Source organism: Pseudomonas moraviensis (assembly GCF_900105805.1).
In the GTDB taxonomy this organism is placed as follows: domain Bacteria; phylum Pseudomonadota; class Gammaproteobacteria; order Pseudomonadales; family Pseudomonadaceae; genus Aquipseudomonas; species Aquipseudomonas moraviensis_A.
On the sequence record NZ_LT629788.1, the window covers coordinates 4,838,771 to 4,863,305 of the forward strand.

The 24,535-nt window shown below is 60.4% G+C and carries 24 protein-coding genes; 12 read left to right on the top strand and 12 right to left on the bottom strand.

Annotated features, from left to right (window positions below):
* Positions 1–54: 54 nt before the first annotated feature.
* On the top strand, positions 55–930 hold the full coding sequence (locus tag BLU71_RS21750) for a Tim44 domain-containing protein (RefSeq protein ID WP_016772449.1): 876 nt from the start codon (positions 55–57) through the stop codon (positions 928–930).
* Between the two features lie 136 nt (positions 931–1,066).
* On the top strand, positions 1,067–1,474 hold the full coding sequence (locus BLU71_RS21755) for an SMI1/KNR4 family protein (RefSeq protein ID WP_038359443.1): 408 nt from the start codon (positions 1,067–1,069) through the stop codon (positions 1,472–1,474).
* Between the two features lie 21 nt (positions 1,475–1,495).
* Here the strand turns inward: BLU71_RS21755 and BLU71_RS21760 are convergent, their stop codons facing one another.
* On the bottom strand, positions 1,496–3,259 hold the full coding sequence (locus BLU71_RS21760; RefSeq protein WP_083353860.1) for a cation:proton antiporter: 1,764 nt from the start codon (positions 3,257–3,259) through the stop codon (positions 1,496–1,498).
* Between the two features lie 279 nt (positions 3,260–3,538).
* Between BLU71_RS21760 and BLU71_RS21765 the strand changes: the two genes are divergently transcribed.
* Positions 3,539–4,021 (top strand): acyl-CoA thioesterase, encoded by a 483-nt coding sequence (locus BLU71_RS21765; protein WP_016772447.1) that lies wholly within the window; start codon positions 3,539–3,541, stop codon positions 4,019–4,021.
* A 107-nt stretch (positions 4,022–4,128) separates the two neighbouring features.
* Here the strand turns inward: BLU71_RS21765 and pdxY are convergent, their stop codons facing one another.
* Complete coding sequence (gene pdxY, locus BLU71_RS21770; RefSeq protein ID WP_083353861.1) at positions 4,129–5,001, bottom strand: pyridoxal kinase PdxY; 873 nt, start codon at positions 4,999–5,001, stop codon at positions 4,129–4,131.
* Positions 5,002–5,118: 117 nt separating this feature from the next.
* Here pdxY and BLU71_RS21775 point away from each other — a divergent pair, with 117 nt between their 5' ends.
* Positions 5,119–5,532 (top strand): DUF3301 domain-containing protein, encoded by a 414-nt coding sequence (locus BLU71_RS21775; protein ID WP_042608041.1) that lies wholly within the window; start codon positions 5,119–5,121, stop codon positions 5,530–5,532.
* A 6-nt stretch (positions 5,533–5,538) separates the two neighbouring features.
* On the opposite strand, the gene BLU71_RS21780 is transcribed toward BLU71_RS21775, so the two are convergent.
* Positions 5,539–6,504, bottom strand: a complete 966-nt coding sequence (locus tag BLU71_RS21780; RefSeq protein ID WP_083353862.1) for a CobW family GTP-binding protein — start codon at positions 6,502–6,504, stop codon at positions 5,539–5,541.
* A 41-nt stretch (positions 6,505–6,545) separates the two neighbouring features.
* Between BLU71_RS21780 and BLU71_RS21785 the strand changes: the two genes are divergently transcribed.
* Positions 6,546–6,902 carry a hypothetical protein gene (locus tag BLU71_RS21785; RefSeq protein ID WP_042608130.1) on the top strand — a complete coding sequence of 119 codons (357 nt, stop codon included), beginning with the start codon at positions 6,546–6,548 and terminating at the stop codon, positions 6,900–6,902.
* A gap of 3 nt (positions 6,903–6,905) precedes the next feature.
* On the opposite strand, the gene BLU71_RS21790 is transcribed toward BLU71_RS21785, so the two are convergent.
* Both BLU71_RS21790 and zigA read right to left on the bottom strand, forming a co-directional pair.
* Positions 6,906–7,556, bottom strand: coding sequence for a DUF1826 domain-containing protein (locus BLU71_RS21790; protein WP_083353863.1), 651 nt, complete (start codon positions 7,554–7,556; stop codon positions 6,906–6,908).
* On the bottom strand, positions 7,556–8,761 hold the full coding sequence (zigA, locus tag BLU71_RS21795) for a zinc metallochaperone GTPase ZigA (protein WP_083353864.1): 1,206 nt from the start codon (positions 8,759–8,761) through the stop codon (positions 7,556–7,558). Before zigA ends, BLU71_RS21790 begins: the two co-directional genes overlap by 1 nt.
* Before the next feature lie 209 nt (positions 8,762–8,970).
* Here zigA and BLU71_RS21800 point away from each other — a divergent pair, with 209 nt between their 5' ends.
* From BLU71_RS21800 to BLU71_RS21820, 5 genes are all read left to right on the top strand, one after another.
* Complete coding sequence (locus tag BLU71_RS21800) at positions 8,971–9,348, top strand: glutamine synthetase (RefSeq protein ID WP_083353865.1); 378 nt, start codon at positions 8,971–8,973, stop codon at positions 9,346–9,348.
* A gap of 83 nt (positions 9,349–9,431) precedes the next feature.
* Complete coding sequence (gene folE2, locus BLU71_RS21805; protein WP_083353866.1) at positions 9,432–10,328, top strand: GTP cyclohydrolase FolE2; 897 nt, start codon at positions 9,432–9,434, stop codon at positions 10,326–10,328.
* Complete coding sequence (locus tag BLU71_RS21810) at positions 10,325–10,993, top strand: metal ABC transporter ATP-binding protein (protein WP_083353867.1); 669 nt, start codon at positions 10,325–10,327, stop codon at positions 10,991–10,993. Before folE2 ends, BLU71_RS21810 begins: the two co-directional genes overlap by 4 nt.
* A 5-nt stretch (positions 10,994–10,998) precedes the next feature.
* A complete protein-coding gene (locus BLU71_RS21815) occupies positions 10,999–11,862 on the top strand; it encodes a metal ABC transporter permease (protein ID WP_371919850.1) in 864 nt (287 codons plus the stop codon).
* 11 nt (positions 11,863–11,873) lie between these two features.
* Positions 11,874–12,749: a metal ABC transporter substrate-binding protein gene (locus BLU71_RS21820; protein WP_083353869.1), complete on the top strand. Its 876-nt coding sequence runs from the start codon at positions 11,874–11,876 to the stop codon at positions 12,747–12,749.
* Positions 12,750–12,832: 83 nt separating this feature from the next.
* On the opposite strand, the gene BLU71_RS21825 is transcribed toward BLU71_RS21820, so the two are convergent.
* Entirely contained in the window at positions 12,833–13,351 is a 519-nt protein-coding gene (locus BLU71_RS21825; protein ID WP_042608032.1) for a DUF3617 domain-containing protein, read from the bottom strand.
* A 131-nt stretch (positions 13,352–13,482) separates the two neighbouring features.
* Here BLU71_RS21825 and cls point away from each other — a divergent pair, with 131 nt between their 5' ends.
* The gene (gene cls / locus BLU71_RS21830; RefSeq protein WP_083353870.1) at positions 13,483–14,922 is read left to right on the top strand and encodes a cardiolipin synthase; all 1,440 of its coding nucleotides are present in this window, start codon (positions 13,483–13,485) and stop codon (positions 14,920–14,922) included.
* Positions 14,923–14,933: 11 nt separating this feature from the next.
* Here cls and cfaB read toward each other — a convergent pair whose 3' ends face one another.
* From cfaB to hflK (BLU71_RS21855), 5 genes are all read right to left on the bottom strand, one after another.
* Entirely contained in the window at positions 14,934–16,121 is a 1,188-nt protein-coding gene (gene cfaB / locus BLU71_RS21835; RefSeq protein WP_064365182.1) for a C17 cyclopropane fatty acid synthase CfaB, read from the bottom strand.
* A gap of 177 nt (positions 16,122–16,298) precedes the next feature.
* A complete protein-coding gene (locus tag BLU71_RS21840; RefSeq protein WP_083353871.1) occupies positions 16,299–18,209 on the bottom strand; it encodes a cation-translocating P-type ATPase in 1,911 nt (636 codons plus the stop codon).
* Positions 18,206–19,255 (bottom strand): protease modulator HflK, encoded by a 1,050-nt coding sequence (gene hflK, locus BLU71_RS21845; protein WP_083353872.1) that lies wholly within the window; start codon positions 19,253–19,255, stop codon positions 18,206–18,208. Before hflK (BLU71_RS21845) ends, BLU71_RS21840 begins: the two co-directional genes overlap by 4 nt.
* Positions 19,252–20,292, bottom strand: coding sequence for a protease modulator HflC (gene hflC, locus BLU71_RS21850; RefSeq protein ID WP_083353873.1), 1,041 nt, complete (start codon positions 20,290–20,292; stop codon positions 19,252–19,254). The genes hflK (BLU71_RS21845) and hflC overlap by 4 nt, the downstream gene beginning before the upstream one ends.
* Complete coding sequence (gene hflK / locus BLU71_RS21855; protein ID WP_083353874.1) at positions 20,289–22,250, bottom strand: protease modulator HflK; 1,962 nt, start codon at positions 22,248–22,250, stop codon at positions 20,289–20,291. Before hflK (BLU71_RS21855) ends, hflC begins: the two co-directional genes overlap by 4 nt.
* A 202-nt stretch (positions 22,251–22,452) precedes the next feature.
* On the opposite strand from hflK (BLU71_RS21855), the gene lpdA reads away from it, so the two are divergent.
* Positions 22,453–23,853, top strand: a complete 1,401-nt coding sequence (gene lpdA, locus BLU71_RS21860) for a dihydrolipoyl dehydrogenase (RefSeq protein WP_083353875.1) — start codon at positions 22,453–22,455, stop codon at positions 23,851–23,853.
* 101 nt (positions 23,854–23,954) lie between these two features.
* Here lpdA and BLU71_RS21865 read toward each other — a convergent pair whose 3' ends face one another.
* Positions 23,955–24,428 carry an Lrp/AsnC family transcriptional regulator gene (locus BLU71_RS21865; protein ID WP_024014870.1) on the bottom strand — a complete coding sequence of 158 codons (474 nt, stop codon included), beginning with the start codon at positions 24,426–24,428 and terminating at the stop codon, positions 23,955–23,957.
* Positions 24,429–24,535 lie beyond the last annotated feature (107 nt).

Below are 24,535 nucleotides of genomic sequence, written 5' to 3' on the forward strand. Positions count from 1 at the left end.
CACTTCAGCTGTGCAACATGGCGCGCGTGTCTCCACAAAACGGGAATACCCTTTATGAAACGTTTTCTTAGCATCGCCATGGCGTTGTGCATCGGCCTGACGATGAGCCTCGACGCCAACGCCAAGCGCTTTGGTGGTGGCAAAAGCGCCGGCGCTGCGCCGACGCACCAGACCAGCCAGATGGCTCCTTCTTCTCCAGGCGTGGGCGGTGCAGCAGCGACCGCTGGCGCTGCCGGTGCTGCTGGCGCCGCGGCCAAGGCCGGCGGTGCTTCGCGCTGGCTCGGCCCTCTGGCGGGCATCGCCGCCGGTGGCTTGCTCGCGTCGATGTTCATGGGCGACGGCTTCCAGGGCATGCAGATCTTCGACATCCTGATCATGGCGCTGATCGCGTTCGTGATCTTCCGCTTCATTGCCGCCCGTCGTCGCAAGCAGCAGGAGCAATTCGCTCCGGCCGGCGCGCCGATGCAGCGTGAAGTGTTCGAGCAGAAGCCAGCCGCCATGGGTTCGATCTTCGGTGGTTCGGCTGCTCCGGCTGCCGCCCGTCCGGTGATAAACGCACCGGCCTGGTTCAACGAAGAGCGCTTCCTTGAAGCCGCACGCAGCCACTTCCAGTCGCTGCAGCAGCACTGGGACGCCAACGAAATGGACAAGATCGCCGAGTTCGTGACCCCGCAAATGCTCGAGTTCCTCAAGCGTGAGCGTGCCGATCTGGGCGACGGCTTCCAGTCGACCTACATCGACAATCTGCAGGTGCAGCTGGACGGCGTCGACGATCGTGCCGACAAGACCATCGCCACCCTGACCTTCACCGGCGTGTCGAAAACCTCGCGTTTCGACCAGGGCGAAGTGTTCAGCGAAAGCTGGAACATGGAACGTCCGCAGGGCGACAACCAGCCTTGGCTGGTCGCCGGTATCCGCCAGAACGGCTGATCCCTGCTGCGCTTCACTTGCGGTAACAGAACCCCGGCCCCGGCCGGGGTTTTTCATTTCACGGTTGCATCTGTAGCGAGCTACTGTATAAACCGGCCCATATAAACCGCGCCATTCAAGCAAGAGGATCCCGGACGTGGAAGAAATTATCGAACAACTGCGCGAAGCCAACGAACCCGTGCCGGTTCCTTTGGAATTGCCTGACGAAGACCTGCTGGTGGAAATCGAAGAACAACTGTTCATCGACATTCCGTTTGTCTTCAAGGAATTTTTGCTGACCGTCAGCGATGTGGTCTATGGCAGCCTCGAACCCGTGACGGTCACCGACCCGCAGTCACACACCTATTTGCCGGACGTCGCGGCCAATGCGTGGGATGTGGGCGTTGATCGCAGCTTGATCCCGATCTGTCAGGACGGCGACGACTACTACTGTGTCGAAGAAGACGGCACCGTGGTGCTGTGGCAGGCCGAAGAAGAATTGATCGCCGAGGAAACCTGGGAATCGGTATGGCACTGGGCGCGGGACGTCTGGCTGGAGAGCTGATCCGCCAGACGCCCCGGGTGGTCAGTGCCCCGACGACTCGTTGTGGTTGTCGAGGGTTTCCAGCAGGGCCACCTGCATGCGCGTGTGCACGCGGATGAACCAGCGCCAGAGCAGCGCCGCTACCGCAGCGGCGACTACGGCGATCAGCACCAGCAGCTTGTTGGTCGGCAGGATACTGGCCGACAACGCCGCCAACAGCAGGAAAATCACCAGCAGCGAGAGAATCGGGATCACTTCGGCGATCACCCGGCGCACTCGCTGCGTGTGACGCCCGGCCATCTCCGGCTTGACGCCCATCTCCGCCAGTAGCATCGACAGCGCTTTGAGCTTGCGATATGCCGCGATCAGGAATGGCAGCGAAACCAACAACGCCCCGCCCCAGATCAACGCCTTCTGCCAGCTCGGATCGCTGATCCAGTCCTGCAGCCACAACGACATGCGCTCGGCGAAATACGCGCCGGCGAAGAAGATCGCAATCACCAGCGCCAGATTGACCCCGACCTGCAACAGAATCCGCCGGATCATCGACGCCAGCATCGCGCCCTCGCCTTGCGGCTGAATGCTGCGCAACCATTCGCCATACATGCCGAGCACCCGGCCGAGACGCTTGGGTACGGCTGCCGAGAGCTTGATCGACAGCGGATCCGCCGCGCGAATCAAGTACGGCGTCAGCAGCGTGGTGATCACCGACACGGCCACCGCGACCGGATAGAGGAAGTTGCTGGTCACCTGCAAGGTCATGCCCAGCGCGGCGATGATGAAGGAAAATTCGCCAATCTGTGACAGGCCCATGCCGACCCGCAGCGAGGTTCGTCCGTCGTTGCCAGCGATAAATGCTCCGAGGCCGCAGGACAACATCTTGCCCAGCACCACGGCGACGGTGATCACCGCAATCGGCCAGGCGTATTCGATGAGAATCAGCGGGTCGAGCATCAGCCCGATCGCGACGAAAAAGATCGCACTGAACAAGTCACGAACCGGCTCGACCAGGCGCTCGATTTTCAGCAGCTGTCGCGACTCGGCCATGATCGCGCCGATCAGGAAGGCGCCGAGGACCATGCTGTATTCGAGCTTGACCACCAGCAGGCAGAAGCCGAAACACAAGCCAAGCACAGTGATCAGCAGCATCTCGTTGCTTTCGAATTTCGCTACATACGCCAACAGACGCGGCACCAGGAGGATGCCGATGACCAGCGCGACGATCATGAACAGCGACAGCTTGCCGACCGTGGAGAACACTTCGCCCGAGCTCACCGTGCCGCTGACCGCGATGCTCGACAGCAGCGCAATGATGCCGATGCCGAGGATGTCCTCGACAATCAATACCCCGAAGATCAACTGCGCGAAACGCTCGTTCTTCATCTTCAGATCGTTGAGGGCTTTGACGATGATGGTGGTTGAGGAAATCGCCAGAATCGCGCCAAGGAACAGCGAATCCATGGTGTTCCAGTCGAACCAGCGGCCAATCTCGTAGCCGATCCAGATCATCAAAATGATTTCGAGGAACGCGGCAATAAACGCTGTGGCCCCGACCTTGAACAACTTGCGCAGGCTGAACTCCAGACCGAGACAGAACATCAGGAAAATCACCCCGAGTTCGGCCAGGGTCTTGATGGTTTCTTCGTCGTGGATCAGGCCGAACGGTGGTGTGTGCGGGCCGATGATGAACCCGGCGACGATGTAGCCGAGCACCACCGGTTGCTTGAAACGGTGGAACAGCACGGTGACCACACCTGCGACCAGCATGATCACTGCCAGATCCTGAATAAAACTGATGGCATGCATGGCGTGGGCTCCTTGATCACGACAGTCGCAGGCAGACGTCAGAAAAGTCCGCGCGAGCAGGTTAAAAATCCGCTTTAGATGTGGGAATTGCCCTTGGGCAGGGCTTTTGCAGGTTAACACCGCGACTTCGCTCTGGAAGCCGGTGCAATATATGGAAACAGATCGCTACCGGCGTGACGGCGGCCCGTTGCCCGGCGTCCCGATAACGGTGCTTTCTGAAAAGCCACCAAGCGCCCGCAGAGGCGCTTCCAGCCATCAGCCTTGACCCGTGAGAACGTTATGGAACCCGGAAACGCCCAGCTGTCGATGACGGTACTGATGACCCCCGACATGGCCAACTTCTCTGGCAATGTCCACGGCGGCACCCTGCTCAAATACCTCGACGAAGTGGCCTACGCCTGCGCCAGCCGTTATGCCGGGCGCTACGTGGTGACACTGTCGGTTGATCAGGTGATTTTCCGCGAGCCGATTCATGTCGGCGAACTGGTGACCTTCCTCGCCTCGGTCAACTACACCGGCAACACGTCGATGGAAGTCGGCATCAAAGTGGTCACGGAAAACATCCGCGAACGCTCGGTGCGCCATACCAACAGCTGCTTCTTCACCATGGTCGCCGTGGACGACCAGCGCAAACCGGCCGCCGTACCGCCGCTGCAACCGCAGAACAGCGAAGACAAGCGCCGCTTCATGCAGGCGCAACAGCGTCGGCAGATTCGTCAGGAGCTGGAGAAGCGTTATCAGGAGATCAAGGGCGACGCTTGAAATGGAGAGCGCTCGATTGATCGCTTTCGCGAGCAGGCTCGCTCCCACATTGGGAATGCATTGTTCCTGTGGGAGCGAGCCTGCTCGCGAATACAGACGACTAGCTCTTAGAGACTGATCGCTGTCGCCTCGAACTTCACCCGCGGATGGGCAATCCGGTCCTGCGCCCGCACCAGTTGCAGCTCATAACTGGCGCACGCCTGGGTTTCCAGCAACACCTCATGCACCGCCGCTGCAGTGAATTCGAATGCCGCCAACAGCGTGTCGCCCAGCAGTATCCGCGCCAAGAACAGGCCGGATGTCAGATCGCCCACGCCCACCGGCTGACGCGGAAACGCCAGCAATGGACGGCGCAGATGCCAGCTGCCCTCGGCCGTCACCAGCAGCATCTCGAAACCATCGGCCGGTTTGCCCGGGTAATCCAGATGCTTGACCAGCACTGCTTTCGGCCCGCGCGCCAGCAGCGCCCGCGCCATGGCAAGGCAATCAAACAGCGACTGCGGCTTGCGCCCGGAAAAACTGTCCAGCTCCAACTGGTTCGGGCACATGATGTCCGCCACGGCGGCCGCTTCATCGAGCAGGAAATCGCTGACCTCGGTGGGCACGCTGCAACCCTTCTCTGGATGACCCATGACCGGGTCACACAGATACAACATCTTCGGATTGACTGCTTTGATCCGCGCCACACCGCTGAGAATCGCCCGGCCCTGCGCGGCGCTGCCGAGATAGCCGGACAGCACCGCATCGCAGTTGCCCAGCTCGCCAATCGCGGCGATGCCTTCGATCAGTTCGGGAATCTGCTGCGGCGCCAGCACTTCACCGGCCCACTGACCATACTGGGTGTGGTTGGAGAACTGCACGGTGTTGAGCGGCCAGACGTTGACCCCGACGCGCTGCATCGGAAAAACCGCAGCGCTGTTGCCGGCGTGGCCAAACACCACGTGGGACTGGATGGCGAGCAGATGAGGCGTACGTTTCATTCGGGTCATTCCGTAAAACGATTGAAATTCAAGCCGCGCAGTATGCGACGAAACACAGCCTGTACGACAGACCGGCGAGACAGTTAAGCTGACGCCATCTTTTGGAGTTCGATGTAGATGCTGACCCTGGAAAACATCTTCGTGCTGATGCTGTTCGCCGCTGCCGGTGCCTGGTTCTGGCACAACCACGGCTTGCGCGAGCGCGCGCTGGAGCGGGTCAAACAGCATTGCAGCAACGTCGGCGTCGAATTGCTGGACGGTAACGTCGCGCTGAAAAAGATCGGTTTGATCAAGGATGCCAACGGTCGCCGCCGACTGGCGCGGGTGTACAACTTCGAATTCACCGTGACTGGCGAGAGCCGCCACAACGGCACCGTGACCCAATTCGGCGCGCACAGTGCGCAGATTGAATTGGCACCCTACCCGGCACCGTTCGACGATACGCCGCCGGTGGTCGAAGTGCACAAGCCTCGCGCGGAAGTCATCGAGCTGAGCCAGTGGCGGCAGGAACATACCAAGTGGAAGCCTTGAGCTGATTCACCGAACTCGGCATTGAGTCAAATCGGCGTCTAGCTGTTCGATGTTCTGCGGCCCGGTAAAGATCAGCTCAATTCGCGAATCTTTTCGCCATTCGCTGGCCTGCCAAATCAGATCTGCATTTTCCAGCGCATTGACTGAAACCCAGCCATCCCTGCCGTGGATAACCAGTTTGGCCCGCTTCCACTCGAGAGCGGCCAGCCAATCAACGATGCGTCCTTGGTCAAATATCTGTCCAGGATGCCAGCGCCACCCGATGCTCCAGCCATCCTCCTGCGCCTGGCTCAGGCAAATCGGCACGCTCGGGTCGCTCCAGACGGCCGGCAGCTGCGCCAAGCCCGTGGGCAGCGGCAGATTAACCACGCCTTCGGTTGCTTTTTCTGTCATCCCCGGCAGCTCATCCAGAGGCAACTGGGCTTGCTGCGTCCAGATCATCCTGACCGGTGGCAGCTGGCGAGCGATGTTCTCCCGAACCGTTTCATCAAGGTCGTCTGCCTTGTTCAACAGCAACAACCCCGCGCTGGCCAACGCTTGCTGCTGGGGCTCCGGCAAGCCTCTACCTGCATGCAATGCCTGAGCATCCAGGACCAGAACACACGGCTGAACCGCCAGCACGCCCAGCCAAGGCGCCGTGTTCAATTGCTTGAGCAACTGTGCGGGATGGCCCAGCCCGGATGGCTCGATAAACAGTCGATCCGGTCGGGCCTTGCGCAGCAAGCGGCCAAGGCCGATCTGGAAAGGCGCGCCATTGACGCAACACAGGCAGCCCCCGGCCACCTCACCCAGTGCGATACCATCGGCATCGCGAGTCAGCAGCGCGGCATCCAGACCGATCTGGCCAAACTCGTTGATCAGCACCGCCCAGCGTTCGTCCGCGGGCCGCTGCGCCAACAACTGGCGAATCAGGCTGGTCTTGCCCGCGCCCAACGGGCCGGCGATGACGTGGGTCGGAATGTTCTGCAACATGGCGGGTACTTTTCTGCGGACAGTTATTGAGGAGACTGATGATGCGCTGGTGGGGATGGTCGTTGCTGTTGACGCTGCTGTCGAGTGAAGCGTGGGCCCAGGCCTGCGTGGTGCACACACAGGGCGAACGGCTCGACGTCAAAGTCTGTCAGCAGAACAGGACGATTCCGCAGAAATTGTTCAACGACGGCTTCTGCCAACCGACGCTGGCCGGGCAGAAGGTCGAGGTGCAATACGTCGATCAGTGCCCGAGCGGGGCTTTCGGTGTGTGCAGCAACGCGCAAGTCGCCAATATGCCCTATCGCCAGGATATCCACTATTACGGCGTGGCCACTGATGCGGCGTATCTCAAGCCGTATTGCGAAGGCCAGAGCCAGGGTGCCTGGCGCAAGCCCTGAGTGTCAGCCGAGCCAGTCGAGGGTGAGCAACAGACGGCGCTCACCGGGTGCCGGTTGCGGCGAACGATGGATCAGGCCGAAGCCTTCATTACCGTGCCACTTTTCGCCTTTGACCAGCGCGACGTCGCCGCTGTCGAGCTGACGAATCGTCGCTGCATCTTGCGGTTCGGCATTGGCCTGACCAAGTCGCATGCGATCCATCGCCCCCTCTTCAAGCCACTGGCTACCGACCCCGGCATAGGTCGTGATCAGGCGCACGGGTACGTGATCGACGTGGAAGCGCGGACACATGGCCTTGTCCAGCACGCGCAAGCGCACGCCGATACGCCGCGCGCCGAGCAGGCAGGCGAAGGCACTGATCAGCCATTTAAGGTCGCTCATGAAACCTTCGTAACCTTGAAGATCACGCAGCCCTGAAGCCAGTCCGTCGAGATCCGGTTCGGCGTCTTCGTCAGGTAATTCCAGGCAAAGCGACTCGGCCAAGGGCTCGTTGAGCGACAGCACTAATTGTGCGAAATCGGCGATGTGCAAAGGCAGCTGGCGTTGCCAGACGGCGAGATTGGTTCCGTCCTCAAGGATTCGCGTCAGCGTTTGCGGGCTCAGGCCCTGATGCTGATGACGGGTAAGGAGGTGCTGATCTTTGAGTGCGAGCATCAGGCGGCCTCTTCGTGCCAAGGGCCGAAGGGATCAGGCAGCAAGCGCCAGCCTTCGACACCCACTGCCATTTCTTCATCGGTGAGCAGACAGGCATCCAGCTCGGCTGCGAGCTGTAGGAAATCGATGTTCTGACCGATGAAAACCAGTTCCTGGCGACAATCTCCTACGCTCGGAGTCCAGCTTCCCATGATGGCCTGTACGCTTTCCTGATCCTCAGGCCATTGATTCTTCGCCACGAAACGCCACCAGCGACCGGCAAATCCATGCCGCATCAAACCACCGGCCTGCGACCAACTGCCAGCATCGGTAGGCTTGCTGGCGAGCCAGAAGAAGCCTTTGGAGCGCAGCAGCTTGCCGTTCAGCCATGGGCGGTCGATGAAGCTGAAAAAGCGCTGTGGGTGGAAGGGCCTGCGGGCGCGGTACGCCGTCGAGGCGATGCCGTACTCTTGAGTTTCCGGGACGTGCTCACCGCGTAATTCCTGTAGCCATCCGGGTGCTTGTGCGGCTTTTTCAAAATCAAAACGGCCAGTGTTGAGGATTTTCTCCAACGGCACCTCGCCCATCACCATTGGAATGATTTCAGCCTGGGCATTCAGGCGCTTGAGGATCGCTATGAGCTCTTCGCGCTCATGCTGGCTGATCAGGTCGATTTTGCTGATCAGCAGGACGTCGGCGAATTCGATCTGTTCGATCAACAGGTCCGTGATGGAACGCTCGTCTTCTTCACCGAGGATTTCGCCGCGAGAGGCGAGGCTTTCGGCGGCCTGGTAATCGAGCAGGAAGTTCACGCCGTCGACGACTGTGACCATGGTGTCGAGACGGGCGATGTCGGCGAGGCTTTGTTCGTGTTCATCGCGGAAGGTGAAAGTTTCGGCGACTGGAAGCGGTTCGGAGATGCCGGTGGATTCGATCAGCAGGTAATCGAAACGTCCTTCCCTTGCGAGCTTGCTGACCTCTTCAAGCAGGTCTTCACGTAACGTACAGCAAATGCAGCCGTTGCTCATTTCAACGAGTTTTTCTTCTGCGCGGTTCAAGCTGACATCACGCTGGACTTCGCTACCATCAATATTGATTTCGCTCATATCGTTGACGATTACCGCAACGCGCAGACCTTTGCGGTTACGTAGTACGTAATTCAAAAGCGTACTTTTACCGGCGCCGAGAAATCCTGAAAGTACGGTGACGGGCAGTTTCTCTGACATTGGATAATCCTCGTTGATTGCCGCCGATATGCGCTTTGGTGATTTGCGCATGACGTATTGCGCTTCATGTCTTGGGAGTGAAGAAGGCAACGGTTGTTATCGGCAGCTCCGGCTGGTTTGCGCTTTATGTTATAGTGTAACAATGCAGAGTTGCTAGCCCGAGCGGGAAGATTTCACGATTTGTCTCGCCACCTATCCTGGAAACCGCGATGAACAATGCGCTGAAATACCTGCTTTTGAGTTCCGGCATGGCGCTCACCGGCCAAGCCGAAGCGCACGTTCCCGGTCTCGCGCACTGCACGCGCAGCGCTAACCTGCTGGCTTGCGTGGACGCCGAAGGCAACGCCTATAGCGTCAATACGGTCGGCACCACGCTGTATCTCAGGGGATTCGAAAAGAATGGCCATCGTTACTGGGCGCAAACCAACAGCCGGTTCGGCCAACTGACGTTTTTTACCGGCATTGCCTCGGATGGCGAGGCTTGGGTCGGCTATACCCGGCGTGTTGGCTGGACGACCATCAACCGCTTCTCAAGCTCGGGAGGCAACAGCGCAAGGTTCACTTGCAGCCGGATGACGGGCTGCTAGTGAAAACCTTTTCATGAAAAAAGCTTCGCTGCATGCAGTGTTATAATGTAACGTAAAATGAGATCAACACGACGGTCTCAACCATGAACGCTCTTACGCTACCGGATATCGCCAACCAATCTGCACGCCAGGCATTGCCACTCGATTGGGTAGGCATGCGTGGGATTGCCCTACCTGTTTTGCTTGAAGGCCAACGCCTCAGTGCCAAAGTAGACGCTGGCGTGAGCCTTGATGATGGTGAAGCGCGCGGTATTCACATGTCGCGGTTGTACTTGGCACTCGATACGCTCGAGCAGCGAAGCCTTTCCCCGGCGCAGTTGCGGGAAGTACTTAAGCGTTTTCTGGCCAGTCATCAAGGTCTGTCCGACTGCGCATATCTGAACATTCATACTGACTTGCTACTCAAGCGACCCGCGCTGATCAGTCCCTTGGCAGGCTGGAAATCCTATCCGGCTACCATCTCAGCCAGCCTGAAACAGCGGATGTTCCACGTGGAACTAAAAGTCGAGGTGCCTTATTCCTCGACATGCCCGTGCTCCGCAGCCTTGGCAAGGCAATTGATCCAGCAGCAATTCGTCGACGATTTCGCCAATAAGTCTCTGCAGCACGCTGAGGTGTTGGCATGGCTCGGCTCAACCAAAGGGATCGTAGCGACACCGCATAGCCAACGCAGTTATGCGCAACTTCGCCTGCATCTTGATGACTTCATCGATGAGCTTCCGCTGACCGCAATCATCAATGACGCCGAAGCCGCTCTCGGCACCGCCGTTCAGACCGCAGTAAAGCGCCCCGACGAGCAGGCCTTCGCTCTCGCCAACGGGCAAAATCTGATGTTCTGCGAAGACGCAGCCCGCCGTCTCAACCTGGCACTGCAGCGCACGCCGGGTATCAACCGATTCCATATCCGCGTGATCCATGCCGAAAGCCTGCACGCTCACGACGCCGTTGCCGAGAGCAGTTGGCGGCGGGAGCAACCATGATCCGCTGCCAATCGCTGGTCTGGGGCGCGCCCGGACAACCGTTGACGACACCTCTGAGCCTGGAGTTCGAAAGCGCCAGCCTGACTGCCGTCATCGGCGCCAACGGCTGCGGCAAAAGCAGTTTGCTGAAAGTCATCGCCGGATTGCAAAAGCCCTTGGCTGGCAAAGTGGAAATGGCTGTTCCACGGCAAAGCGGCATTTCCTTTCTGCCGCAACAGCAGCACCTGGATCGACAATTCCCGATCAGCCTCGAAGAACTCATCGCTGCAGGTTTCTGGGGTCGTCGGCTCTCGACTCAATTGCGCACGCAGCGCTTGAAAAACGCACTGGAAGACTGGCACTTGAGTGGACTTGAACAGCGTCCTTTGATGGCCCTGTCCGGCGGTGAATTACAGCGCGCGCTGCTCGCGCGATTGAGTCTCGCAGACGCCCCAGTGCTGTTGCTGGATGAACCGCATGCCGCACTCGATGAACTCGGGCAGCAATTGCTCTGGCAACACATTCACCACTGGCAGGCGGAGGGCCGAACACTGGTTGTGGTCTGCCATGACCTGGTCGCGGTGCGACAACATATTCCGCATGCGCTGCTGATCAGAAACGGCCACTGCGTGTACGGGACCAGCCGAGAATTGATCCAGCCGACACCGTCCATGCGGGTGGCCTGATGCTCATGACCGTCAGCCATTTTTGGCAGCCCTTCAGCGAATTCGTATTCATGCGCCGCGCCTTGCTCGGCGGACTGGTGCTGGCATGCAGCACGGCGCCCTTGGGCGTGTTCCTGATTCTCAGGCGAATGAGCCTGATCGGCGACGCGGTGGCCCACGGCATTCTCCCCGGTGCGGCATTGGGATTCTGGTTCGCCGGTTTGAGCCTCCCCGCCCTTACGCTCGGTGGCCTCGGCGCCGGTCTGAGCATGGCCGGTCTCGCCGCCTGGATCACCCGGCGCACGGGCCTACGCGAAGACGCCAGCCTCGCCGCTGTCTATCCGATCTCACTGGCCAGCGGCGTGCTGATTCTTGGCATGGCCGGCAAACGCCTCGACCTTTTGCATTTGCTGTTCGGCTCTGCGTTGGCCGTGGACGGGCCGACGCTGACCGGCATGCTTTGGGTCTCGGCCCTCAGCCTCGTGGCCATGACCGCGATCTACAAAGCGTTGTTACTGGACACACTAGACCCGCTGTTCTTGCGCACGGTCAGCCGTCTCGGGCCGCTGGCCCATGCCGTGTTTCTCACTCTGGTCGTGCTGAATCTGGTGATCGGCTTTCAAGCCATCGGCGCACTGATGGTGGTCGGACTGATGATGCTGCCTGCGGCTGCCTCAAGGTTCTGGAGCCGCCGCCTGCCGGTACTGATTGCTGTCGCCGCCGTCATGGGTTGCCTGTCGGTGTGGCTCGGCTTGCTGCTGTCGTTCTACTACTCGCTGCCTAGCGGCCCGGCCATCGTGCTGGTCGCCGGGGTCGGCTATCTGCTTTCAGTGGTGTTCGGGCCGGTTCACGGTTTGCTGCACCGTCCGCCCTTGCTCACATCCCAATGAGGTGTTTCCCGATGCGCGCTCTACTCGTGCTGTTCAGCCTGATGCTGTCGATGACGTTGTCGGCTGCCGAAAAACTGCCGGTGGTCACCAGCTTCAGCATCCTCGCCGACATGGTTCAGCAGGTCGGCGGCGAGCACGTGCAAATCACCAGCATGGTTGGCCCGGACGCCGATGCGCACACCTACGAGCCGACCCCGGACGATGCCAAGGCCCTGCTCAGGGCGCGGCTGATCATCAAGAACGGGCTCGGTTTCGAGCCTTGGCTGGATCGGCTGGTGACCAGCACCGACAGTAAGGCGACGGTGATCACTGCCAGTCGCGGGGTGATTCCACGTTCGCTCGATGAGGACGGCGAAACCGTGCCGGATCCACACGCCTGGCACAATCTGGCGAATGCTGAGTTGTATGTCGGCAACATCACCAAGGCACTGGTCACTGCCGACCCGGCCAACAAGGCCGACTACGAGCGCAACAGCCAGAACTATCTCAAACAGATCTACGCGCTGCTCGCCGCAGCCAAAAACAAACTCGGTGCGCTGCCGCCAGGCAACCGCAAGATCGTTACCAGCCACGATGCGTTCGGCTACCTCGGCCAGGCCTATGGCATCGACTTTCTGGCGCCACAGGGGTTGTCCACCGAACGCGAACCGTCGGCGGCTGAAGTCGCTGCGTTGATCACGCAGATTCGCCAGGCCAGAGTCAAAGCGGTGTTTATGGAGAACATCAAGGACGCGCGTCTGCTCAAGCAGATCGCGGATGAAAGCGGCGCGCACATCGGCGGCACGCTGTATTCGGATGCGCTGGCGGCGAGTGGCCCGGCGAGCACCTTTACCGGGCTGTTCGAATACAACCTCAATACGCTGTACAAGGCGTTGAGTCAGCCATGACCAGAGGCGAACTTCCGATCTATTCGCGAGCAGGCTCGCTCCCACAGTTGGAATGGGTTCCAGCTGTGGGAGTCGCAGAGGTTTTAAGCGCGGGGTTTAACGGTGCCGCAATCCTGACCCAGCCACACCGCACGGGTTTCCAGGCTGCCCTTCTGGTTGATGCCGATGGCGTTGAAGGTGCCATTGGCGACGGTGGTAAATTCGCGGTCACTGAGGAATGTCGCTACGCCGGTGCCCTGGGCCTTCGGGCAGCTGAAGCGGAATTTCCATTGGTTGCCGGTACGCTCGGTGATCTGCTGCTTGCAGCCCGATTGCGGATCGGCCAACGGGATATCGTTGGTCGCCACTTGCTGTGGCGTCAGGCAGGCGCGGATGCCTTTACCGCCGATATTGATGCCGTTCTTTTCCAGCGCCGCCCGCTGCTGTGGGGTGATCTGGCCCTGAATCTGGCCAAGGATCGATTGCACGTCCATGGCCTGGTCATCGACCTTCAGATTGCTTGAAGTCATCTCCCACAACCCCGGCTGCAGCATTTGCGCCTGCGCAACCACCGGTAATGCCAAACCCAGGCCCAGCGCCAAACCCAGCAGACGAACGTTCATCGAGAAACTCCTGATCAGTTGTGGCCGTTAGACGCCGGCCGGTTGCGTCGGTTCATGCACCGATTAAATAGAGACATTCGCAGCAGAACATGGTCTGTTAAGCATTGCATCTCGCGGAGCAAGGCTGCCCCATGGATTTTTTCGGACCGCATATTTTCGGTTACCTGATCGCCCTGTTGCACACACTCGGTTCGATCGCTGCGATCCATGCAGTGCTTACCGTGCGCACCGCACAAGGCTCGATCGCCTGGGCATTGTCGCTGATCTTCATTCCCTACCTCACGCTTATTCCGTACCTGGTGTTCGGTCGCAGCACCTTCGATGGTTACATCAAGGCGCGGCGCCAGGCCAACGAGCAGATGCGCCTGGCGATATCCGAACTGAACTGGCGCCCGTGGGTGGAAGAAGCCCTGGCCGCCCGCGCTTCGAGTGCCTACGCCTCACTCCGCGCGATGCCGAAACTGGGGCGCATGCCGTGCCTGGCGAATAACGAAGTGCAACTGCTGGTGAACGGCACGGCGACCTTCGAGGCGATTTTTCAGGCGATCGAACAAGCGAAGGAAGCAGTGCTCATCCAGTTCTTCATCATCCACGATGATCGCCTCGGCCAGCGCTTGCGTGATGTGCTGTTGAAGAAAGCCGCCGAAGGGGTGTCCATTCACTTGCTCTACGACCGCATTGGCAGTCATGCCCTGCCCCATCACTACGTGCAGGCGCTGCGCGATGGTGGTGTCGAGGTCAAAGCCTTTGCTACGCGCAGTGGCTGGCTCAACCGCTTTCAGGTGAATTTCCGTAACCACCGCAAAATCGTCGTGGTCGATGGCGTGGTCGGCTTTGTCGGCGGGCATAACGTCGGCGACGAATACATGGGCGAGAAACCGCCGCTGGCGCCCTGGCGCGATACCCACGTCAAAGTACGCGGGCCGGTGGTGGCGTGTATGCAGGAATCGTTCGCCGAAGACTGGTTCTGGGCCGCACGCACTTTGCCGCCGTTGATTCTGCCGGATGAGTACCCGGCGGACGGCGTGCTCTGTCAATTGCTCGCCAGCGGCCCGGCCGATGCCTACGAAACCTGCTCGCTGTTTTTCGTCGAAGCCATTCACGCGGCGACGCAGCGGGTATGGATCACCAGCCCATACTTCGTCCCGGACGAAGCCGTCTTCGCCGCCCTGAGGCTGGCGGTTTTGCGTGGGGTCGATGTGCGCCTGCTGTTGCCGTCGCGGCCGGATCACAGAATCGTCTATGCAGCGTCCAGCCTGTATGCGTTTGAAGCGGTGCGGGCCGGCGTTCGGGTGTTCCGCTATCGACCGGGCTTCCTCCATCAGAAAGTGGTGTTGATCGACAGCGAGATCAGCGCTATCGGCAGCGCCAATCTGGATAACCGCTCGTTCCGCCTGAACTTCGAAGTGATGCTGCTCACCGTCGACAGCGCGTTCGCCGCCGCTGTGGAACACATGCTCAATGATGATTTCGCTCAGGCCGATGAAGTAGCCAAAGAAGAAAGCCGGGAGATCCACCGCCTGCAACAGGTCGGCATGCGGATCGCCCGGCTGATTTCGCCGATACTTTGAACGTCCCGGTCTCAGGGGTTGTAGATGTCGTCGCGGGTCCAGGGCAGTTCGTGGCTGCCATCCGGGTGCGCTTTCACGGCAAGGATCTGATGCAGATTGATCCAGCCTCGGGCGAAAGCATAAGCGCAGCCGGCCAGGTACAGACGCCAGATCCGCAGCGCCTGCTCCGGTACCAGTTTCGCCGCAGCTTCGAGGTTGTCCTCCAGCCGCTCGCTCCAGTGATCAAGCGTACGTGCGTAATGCAGACGCAGACTCTCGACATCAACGATCTCCAGCCCTGCTTCACTGATCTGGGCGGAGATCATCGCCAGATGCGGCAACTCGCCGTTGGGGAACACGTATTTCTCGATGAAATCTCCGGCACCGCGCCCAACCGGGCGGCCATCGGTGTGCTTGGCGGTGATCCCGTGGTTCATCACCAGACCACCCTCCTTCACCGCACCGAACAATGTTTTGCAGTACTCGGCGAGATTGGCGTGGCCGACGTGTTCGAACATGCCAACGCTTACGACTTTGTCAAAACGACCGTCCTGCGGCAGATCGCGATAATCGAGCAACTGCAGTTCGACCTGATCTTCCAGGCCTTCGGCTTTGACCCGCTCCTGCGCGAGCGCTAATTGTTCCTTGCTCAAGGTAATACCGAACACCTTCACGCCGAACTCTCGCGCCGCGTACCGCGCCAGACCGCCCCAACCACAGCCGACATCCAGCAGATACTCACCCGGCTGCAGGCGCAGCTTGCGGCACAAATGGCGGAATTTGGCTTGCTGAGCCTGTTCGAGAGTTTCGCTGCCGGTTTCGAAATAGGCACAGGAATAGGCCATGTCGCTGTCCAGCCAGAGCTGGTAGAACGCATTCGACAGGTCGTAATGGTAGGAAATGGCTTTGGCGTCGGTGTCCTTGTCGTGATGCGCACGCACCGGTTGACTGCCTTCGTCTTCGTCGAGCAGCGCACTGCTCAACTCGTCACAGACGCGGATGACTTCGCTGATCGAGCCCTCCAGTTCCAGCTTGCCCTCGACGAACGCCGCACCCAGCGCATCCAGGCTCGGGTGGGTAAACTGGGTGACCATCTGCGGGTCCTTGACCACGATGGTCACGCTGGGCGCCGGGCCCAGGTTGAACTCGTGGCCATCCCAGAGTCGCAGGCGCAGTGGGAGCTGCAGATTCTGTAAGGCCGGTGGAAGTTGCGCGAGCATGGAAAATCCCCCCTTGTTTCAGACGTCTGATCTGAGGGTAGACCAACCTGGAAAAATAGCAGGCTATCGATTCGATTAGCCTTGTCTATCATTACCGGCGCCGCGGCTGCACGCCAGACACCACGCGCCACACGACAGATGACTGGGTTTGCAGCCTGCGGTTCGATGAATTTTCTTTCATCTCTCCTGAGCATCTGCCTTGAGCAAAGGCTCTTGAAAGCGCAGCAAACGTCCGGCGTTGCCCAACACCAACAGGGTGCTCAGATTGTGCAGCAGGGCCGCAATCATCGCCCCAGCCGCGCCGAGCCAGCCGAAAGCTGCAAAAACCACAATTGCCAGCGTCCAGCCCAGGCCGATCACCACATTGACCTGCAAGGTACGCCGGCACTGACGGCTCAAGCGGATGCAAGTACCGAGGCGACGCAAATCGCTGCCGATCAAGACGATGTCTGCCGACGCAAGAGCAATGTCGGCGCCACCAGCGCCCATCGCCACGCCGACCACACCGGCCTTGAGCGCGAGGGAATCGTTGATACCGTCGCCAACCACCATCGGGCGGAAGCCGTGATCGATTTCCTTGAGCACTCGATTGAGCTTGTCCTCGGGAAGCGCTTGCGCCTGGACTTCGTTGAGTCCGACTTCTTGCGCCAGGGTTCGGGCCACACTCTGACGATCACCGGTCAGCAGCAGTTGTCGACCCAGCCCCAGCTCGCGCAGTTCGCTCAAGGCAAAGCGTGCTTCAGGTTTGATGCTGTCAGCGAGCAACAGCCATGCGAGGAATTCACCGTGCAAAGCCAGACCCGCGATCGGGCCGTCGTGTTCAGGAACAAGGGTCGTTGTGATACCCAGCTGCGCGAATAATTCAGGCCGACCGAGCGCAGCTTCGCCCTTCTCTGTCATCGCCACTACACCCAAGCCTTGGCGCTCATGGATATTGGTTAGAGGCCAATAGGCTTGCTGATCGACCAATCCAGAGAGCGCCCGGCTCACCGGATGACTGCTCGCCGCGCCAAGACTGGCGGCCAGCTCCGGCACTTCGCCGGCGTCCGCGTTCAGGCTGGCGATCGACTGCAAACGCAAAGTGCCGTAAGTCAGCGTGCCGGTCTTGTCGACCACCAGCGAGGTCAGATCGGCGAGTTCTTCAAGGAACGCCGAGCTGCGAATCAGAATCCCATGGCGCGCGGCGACGGCGACACCGGCAATCGCCGTGGCCGGGGCAGACAGCACCAGCGCACAGGGACACGCCGCCACCAGCACCGCGAGCATCGCCTGGGCATCATTGGTGACGAACCAGGTCACCGCCGCCAGCAGCAACACCAGCACCATGTAACTACCAGCGTAGCGTTCGAGCAAACGGGTGATCGGCGGTTTCGAGCGTTCGGCGTTTTGCATCAGAGCGATGACTTTGCCCAAGGTCGATTCGCCGCCAGTGCGGGTGACTTCGATGCGCAGCAATCCATCGAGGTTGATCGCACCGCCGAAGACCGGCATGCCGAGGCCAGCTTCCACCGGCACCGACTCACCGGTAATCGACGCGGTGTCGAGGCTCGCCTGTCCGGATAACACACGACCGTCCGCCGGTACCCGATCGCCGGCCCGCACTTCGACGATATCGCCAGTGCTGAGCGTGCCGTTGTCCACTTCGATGATCGAGCCGTCTGCTTGCAGCTTGCGCGCATGGCTGCGGGTCAACTGGCCGAGTGCGTGAATCGCTTCCTGGGAACCGATGACGCTGCGCTCTTCCAGCACATGGCCGAAGATCATGATGATCGGCAACAACGCTGCGGTGAGCAAATCGCCGGTCGCCCAGGCACCAAGCATGGCCAGCGCGATCAACTGATCGGTGATGCCGTGCAGGCTGGGGTAACGAAGGCTGTACCACGCCGAACGCATCACCGGAACCGCTACCAATAAAGAAGCAGAACCGAGCAATAACTGACTGACACCTACCTGCTCCGGCAGCATCCAGCGCCAGACCAGCCCCAGACCCAACAGCCCGAGCGCGAGCATCGCCAGGGTCAATTGGCGCGCGGCGCGGCGTTGTTCGGCCGAGGACAACAGACTCGGCGCTGCGGTGGTCGCCGTCATTGACTGGCTCCTTGAATGATCAACCGGGAATCGTCTTTCGGGTTAACAGTGGTGACCGACCCGGCCTGGCCGAGAATCTTTGGCACGCGTTCGCGATACAGACGCAGGAGCATTTGCGGGTCGGCAGACGTGGCGAGACTCGAGACGGTTGCGGTATCGGTCGAAGCTTTTGCAACACGCTCACCCGCCTGCGCGTGGGCCACTTGCAGCGCACGGTCGGCCTGTTCGTTGGCCGATTGAGTGAGTTTTTCTGCATCGGTACGCGCGTTGGCTACCGCTTTATCGGCCTGCTGACTGGCGGTCAGAACGGCGTTGAAGGCACTGACCGCCGGTTCCGGCAGGCTCGATTGCACATCCATCCGCGACACCTGGATGCCGATGCCCTGCCCGCTCGCTTTCAGCTCAGCGAGACGCGCGTTGATGCCTTGCACCAGATCACCGCGCAATCGCTCGCGGCTCTCGGCCGCCTGATTGTCGGCGCCCACCAGCTCCGGACGAGCGACCAGAATAGTGTCGAGATCCCGCGCGGCGGACAGCGCCAGCGCACTGCGTGTCACCACCCGGTCGAGCGCTGGCAGCACATGCTCGCCCTGCAACACGAACGCATAGGGATCGGAGACCTGGTAAAACACTCGCAAGTCCAGTTGCACCACGCCGGCATCACCGGTTAATAAATAACCAGACCCGGCGAGAGCATCGCTCAATGGCGTGGCGAAAGAAGCCACACGATCAGCCTTCAGCGCCTCGTCACTGCGCAACAGATTTTCCACCCGACGCTCGATTACCCGATCCGCAGCTGGCAACAGAATTACCTGTTCAAAGGGTTGCGGCCATGCCCATAACAGACCTGCATTCTGCACGCGATCCAGCGCCCCAAAGTGCAGCACCACGGCGCGGTTCTGCGGATCGATCTGCCGCACATTCGAGCACGCCCACGCCAAGGCGGCCAACACGGTTACCGCGTAAAGGGCGATAAACGCCAGACGCCCCGCCTGAATCCACGGACTGTTCAACGCATGTGTTCCACGTGGAACTTGTTCATTCATGGTTGCGATCCGGATTTGCTGTCGAGACTCGGGGGGCCATCGACCAGCACGCGGAACGGCGCGGCATCAGTGCGCAGAATCAGTTTGGTTTCCGGTGTGACAATGGTGCCGAGGGTATCGAGCGAACGCAGCAGGTTGTACAGCTGCGGCGAGCTGGCGTAGGCGCGACCATAAATCTGCGCAGCCTCTACCCGTGACTGCGCTTCGATGTCGGCGGCTTTTACCGTGGCATCGGCTTGGACAATTCGCGCATCGCGTTCGGCAGCGGAGCGGATCTGCGCCGCCTCGCGTTTGCCGATCGCTGTGCGTTCGGTGGCGATGGTTTCACGCTCGGCGCGCATACGATCGACCGTTGCACTGAGCGTGACCGAAGGTAACGTCAGCCGCTCAATGCCGACTTGCACCACGCGCACGCCATAAGTGGCGAGCAATTGTTGATCGATCTGCTGACGCAACTGCGCTTCAAAATCGCTGATGTGCACTTGGCTGGCATCGGTGTTGACCAGATCGGCCAGGTCGAAACTGCTGGCCGTGGTTTCCAGGGCCGAGCCGACAAAGGTACGAATCTGCCGGGCCGCTTCGTCCGGCTGATTCTGCACTGCACGCATGAAGCGCTGCACGTGTTCAGGATCACCCTGCACCTGCCACGCCACATACGCTTGAACGATGATGCGCAAACCGTCCCGAGTACCGACATCCTGCAAACCGCTGGAGGTTGTCCGCAGACGCAAGTCCACCGGAATTGCCGCCTCGAACGGCGCAGGCCAGCGCCAGCTCAATCCGGGATCAAGCAAGACCCGCGAGGGATTACCGAAACGGGTGATGACCGTGGCTTCGCCGGAGCGCACTTGCACCAGACTCGCGGCAGCGATGGCAAACGCCACCAGCAACGCCGCCCAACCCATGCGCCGCCAGGGAAATGGCCCGGCGTCCTGGGCATCGCCATGATGGTGGTGACCATGGTGATGGTGATGCCCGCCGTGGCCATGGTCGTGGCTGCGGTGGTCGTGAACGTCATGCACAGGCGACTGGCTCAATGGGTGGCTCCTGGTTGAGCGTTGATACGTGCGGGCGACGGATCAGCCGGCAGCGTGAAAGTGCGCAGATCGATGGTTGGCGCATTGGCGCTGCCGCCGAGTCGATGATCGAGTACCAGCAACCTGGCCTTACTCAAGCCCTGACTGAGCTGATCGAAGTACTGCTCCAGCACGAAAGCCTGGCCGGCACTGGCGAAGGCTTTCTGTTCGGCACTGAATTTCAGGTCCGCGGTTTGCGCGGCGGCATTGATCTCCCGAGCGTTTGCCGTCGCCTGGTCGCGAACCGTGCTCGCCTGCAACTGCGCTTCGTTGCTGGCCTGCGCAGCCGCCCCGCGTTCGCGAGCGATCAACGCCTGGGCGCCGATCTGCGCCGCTTGCACACTGTGGTAGGCATTCGCCGCGCCGGCCGGTGGATGGATTGCTTCGACAACGGTGGCGAGGATCTCCACACCGCTGTTCAGTTGGTTCAGATCGCTTTGCACCGCGCGACCGATTTCCTCGGCAAGCCCTGCCCTATCGTCGCCGAGCAATCCGTCGAGGGTACGCGAGGCGAAATCGTGAACCAGAATGCGACTGGCAGTGCTGCGGAGCAGCGTCGGTACATCGGCGCTGTTATAGGTCGCTGCAAGCGCCGCCTCGTCGTTCAGACCGATGCGATAGACAAAGCGCACGTCCATATTGACGATCTGCAACCCCTGTTGCGCGTCGCGGCTGCTGGCAATGACCTGGGATTTGTCATTGACGTGGCTGGCGTCCCACAAACGGTTGGAGGTCAGCGGTGCCGGGCCTTCAGCGGAATCGGACTGCACGGCCAACGGCTTGTCGCCGACGCTGGTTGCCAGTTCGTGGACGACGCCGTTTTCAACGCTCAGCACGCGCCCCAACGGCCAAGGCAATCCGGCGTGCAAACCTGGGCCGAACACCTGCTCCGGTTTACCGAAGCGCTCATAGATGCCGCGACCTTGCAGAGGGATTTCATGTAAGCCGGTCAGCATCCACCCGACCAGTGCGACCACTGCCATCACTGGCAACAGGGCCCGGCGCATGTAACTGAACGCCCAGATCTGGCGCAGATCGATGCCGAAACGGTTGTGCATTTCATGCTGCAGCGCCAGCCACGGTTGCGGCGGCCAGCGCAGCATATCGGCGATAAAACTGCGCGCCAGCAGGGTCGGTTCGAGTTGTTCGCGGCGCGGGCTGAAGACTGACAGCACCGCGCGCAACAACAGTTCGATGGCAACCAACATCGGCAGAATCGCGCTGATCACCGCGATGCGAACTGGCCAAACCGCGTGTTCACTGGCGAACAACAGACACAGTGCACCGATCAGAAGCGAGAAGATCACCACCCGGGCCAGTTGCCCGAGCGCCGCCGCTTCCGGCCATTGCGCCGGCGGCTCCTGTGCCAGGTGCCGCTCCAGCACCAGCAAGGCGAACGCCATCAACAACGCCAATGCCGCAGCGATGCTCGCCGAAATACCCAACGCCGCTGTGGGTAACGCCAGATTCCATACTTGCTCGATACTGAGCAGGACCAGCAACGCCCAGCCGCCGAGCCACAACGTCGGCGCGCCGATTTGTCCGAGCAGATGCCGGCTGCGCTGATTCAGGCGCTCCAGAAGCCTTTCGTACCAGCCATCGGCTGTGGCGCCCTCCTCCACAACTGCCGGTTGCGAACTCAACGGATGCAGTACTCGCGCGCGCCATTGCGTCACCCACCAGGCCGATTGCAACCCGGCGACGAGCACCAGCAACGCTGCGCTTTGATTGATCAACAATGGCAACCACAGTGATCGTGGCGCAAACAGGCCGACGAAAAACGCCAACACCCAGCCCACCGCTGTTAATCCACCGAGGCCATAAGCCAGCCGACGCAACTGGCGTCCCTGCGCGGCTGCTTGCTGAAAGCGTGGCAGCCCGGTCACTGGCGTGGCGTCCAACTCAAGATCGACTTGCATATCACCCCGGCTACATTGTTCTTGACGTTACGATATAACGAAGGCTGTGAAATATTCGTACACAATTACACTTATTCAAAGACGCCGCAGCTGTCGCTTGCCTGAAGCCTTGACCGAAATGTTCGTCAACGCTCATATTACGCACATAATTTTTATCGCAACTAATCTTGGCTATCCCCATCGAGCAATCTGGAGCAAGCGCATGAGCAACTATGACGTGGTGATTCTGGGCGGTGGCCCCGGTGGATATAACGCGGCCATCCGCGCCGGCCAGCTCGGCCTCAAAGCCGCTTGCGTCGAAGGACGTTCGACCCTCGGCGGCACCTGTCTGAACGTCGGTTGTATGCCGTCCAAAGCCTTGCTGCACGCTTCGGAGCTATACGCCGCTGCGGCCGGTACGGAATTCGCCAACCTCGGCATAGAGGTCAAACCGACGCTGAACCTGGCGCAGATGATGAAACAGAAAGACGAAAGCGTCGCCGGCCTGACCAAGGGCATCGAGTTTCTGTTTCGCAAGAACAAGGTCGACTGGATCAAGGGCTGGGGCCATATCGACGGCCCGGGCAAGGTCACGGTGACCGACGCTCAAGGCAACAAGACCGAGCTCAGCGCCAAGGACATCATCATTGCCACCGGCTCCGAGCCCACTCCCCTGCCCGGGGTCGAGATCGACAACCAGCGCATCCTCGATTCCACCGGCGCGCTGTCGCTCGGTGAAGTGCCCAGGCATTTGGTGGTGATTGGCGCCGGAGTGATCGGCCTGGAGCTGGGTTCGGTATGGCGGCGACTCGGCGCGCAGGTCACCGTGGTCGAATACCTTGATCGTATCTGCCCCGGCGTCGATGGCGAGGCCGGCAAAACCTTGCAACGCGCGCTGAGCAAACAAGGCATTGCCTTCAAATTGAGCTCGAAGGTCACCAGCGCCACCAGCTCCGCTTCAGGCGTGCAGCTGAGTGTCGAACCTGCCGCAGGCGGCGCTGCCGAGCTGATTGAAGCCGATTATGTGCTGGTGGCCATCGGGCGCCGGCCGTACACCCAAGGCCTGGGTCTGGAGAATGTCGGCCTGAGCACCGATAAACGCGGCATGCTCGCCAACAAGCAACATCGCACCGAAGCCGCCGGGATCTGGGTGATTGGCGACGTCACGTCCGGGCCGATGCTCGCGCACAAGGCCGAAGACGAAGCCATGGCCTGCGTCGAACAGATCCACGGCAAGGCCGGCGAAGTCAATTACGCGCTGATTCCCAACGTCATCTACACCCAGCCGGAACTGGCCAGCGTCGGCCAGACCGAAGAACAGCTCAAGGCCGAAGGGCGCGCCTACAAGGTCGGCAAGTTTCCCTTCACTGCCAACAGCCGGGCGAAGATCAATCACGAAACAGAAGGCTTTGCCAAAGTCCTCGCCGACGAGCGCACGGACGAAGTGCTCGGCGTGCACCTAGTTGGCCCGAGCGTTAGCGAGATGATCGGCGAGTTTTGTGTGGCGATGGAGTTCAGCGCATCGGCCGAGGACATCGCCCTGACCTGCCATCCCCACCCGACGCGCTCGGAAGCTTTGCGTCAGGCAGCGATGAATGTCGAGGGGATGGCGACGCAGATGTAAATCTCCAAGCCTTGCGCGCTCCTTCGCGAGCAGGCTCGCTCCCACATTGGAATGCGTTACCCCTGTGGGAGCGAGCCTGCTCGCGAATGGCACCACCCGGTCTACAGCGGCAGATGCCCCAACGGCAACGCCCCCGGCGCTTTCACTGTGTGAATGGCAAAGTTGCTACGAATATCGCTCACCCCCGGCAGCTTCAGCAGGTGCGCGCTGACAAAGCGGTCGTAAGCGCGCAAGTCTGGCACCACCACTTGCAACAGGAAATCCGACTCCCCGGACACCAGAAACGCTGAGACCACTTCAGGCAACGCAGTGACAGCGGCATAAAAAGCCTCGGCGCGTTCTTCGTTATGCCGCTCGACCTTGACCCCGACAAACACCGTCAGCCCCAGCCCGACTTCATCACGGTCGAGATTGGCCTGGTAGCCGCGGATCACTCCTGCTTCTTCAAGCATGCGCACCCGCCGCAGGCAGGGCGAGGCTGACAGGCCGATTTCCTCCGCCAGCTCGACGTTGCTCAGGCGGCCGTTGCGCTGCAGCGCAGCGAGAATCTTGCGGTCATAGGCGTCAAGTTTCATCTTTGGCAGATTCCGATAGTTACACGCTGGAAAACCAGCAGGTTATGCCAAACACGGAGGGTTTTGAAGCTGACTACGCAAGCACCTGCCCTGCCCTCTCGCTCTAG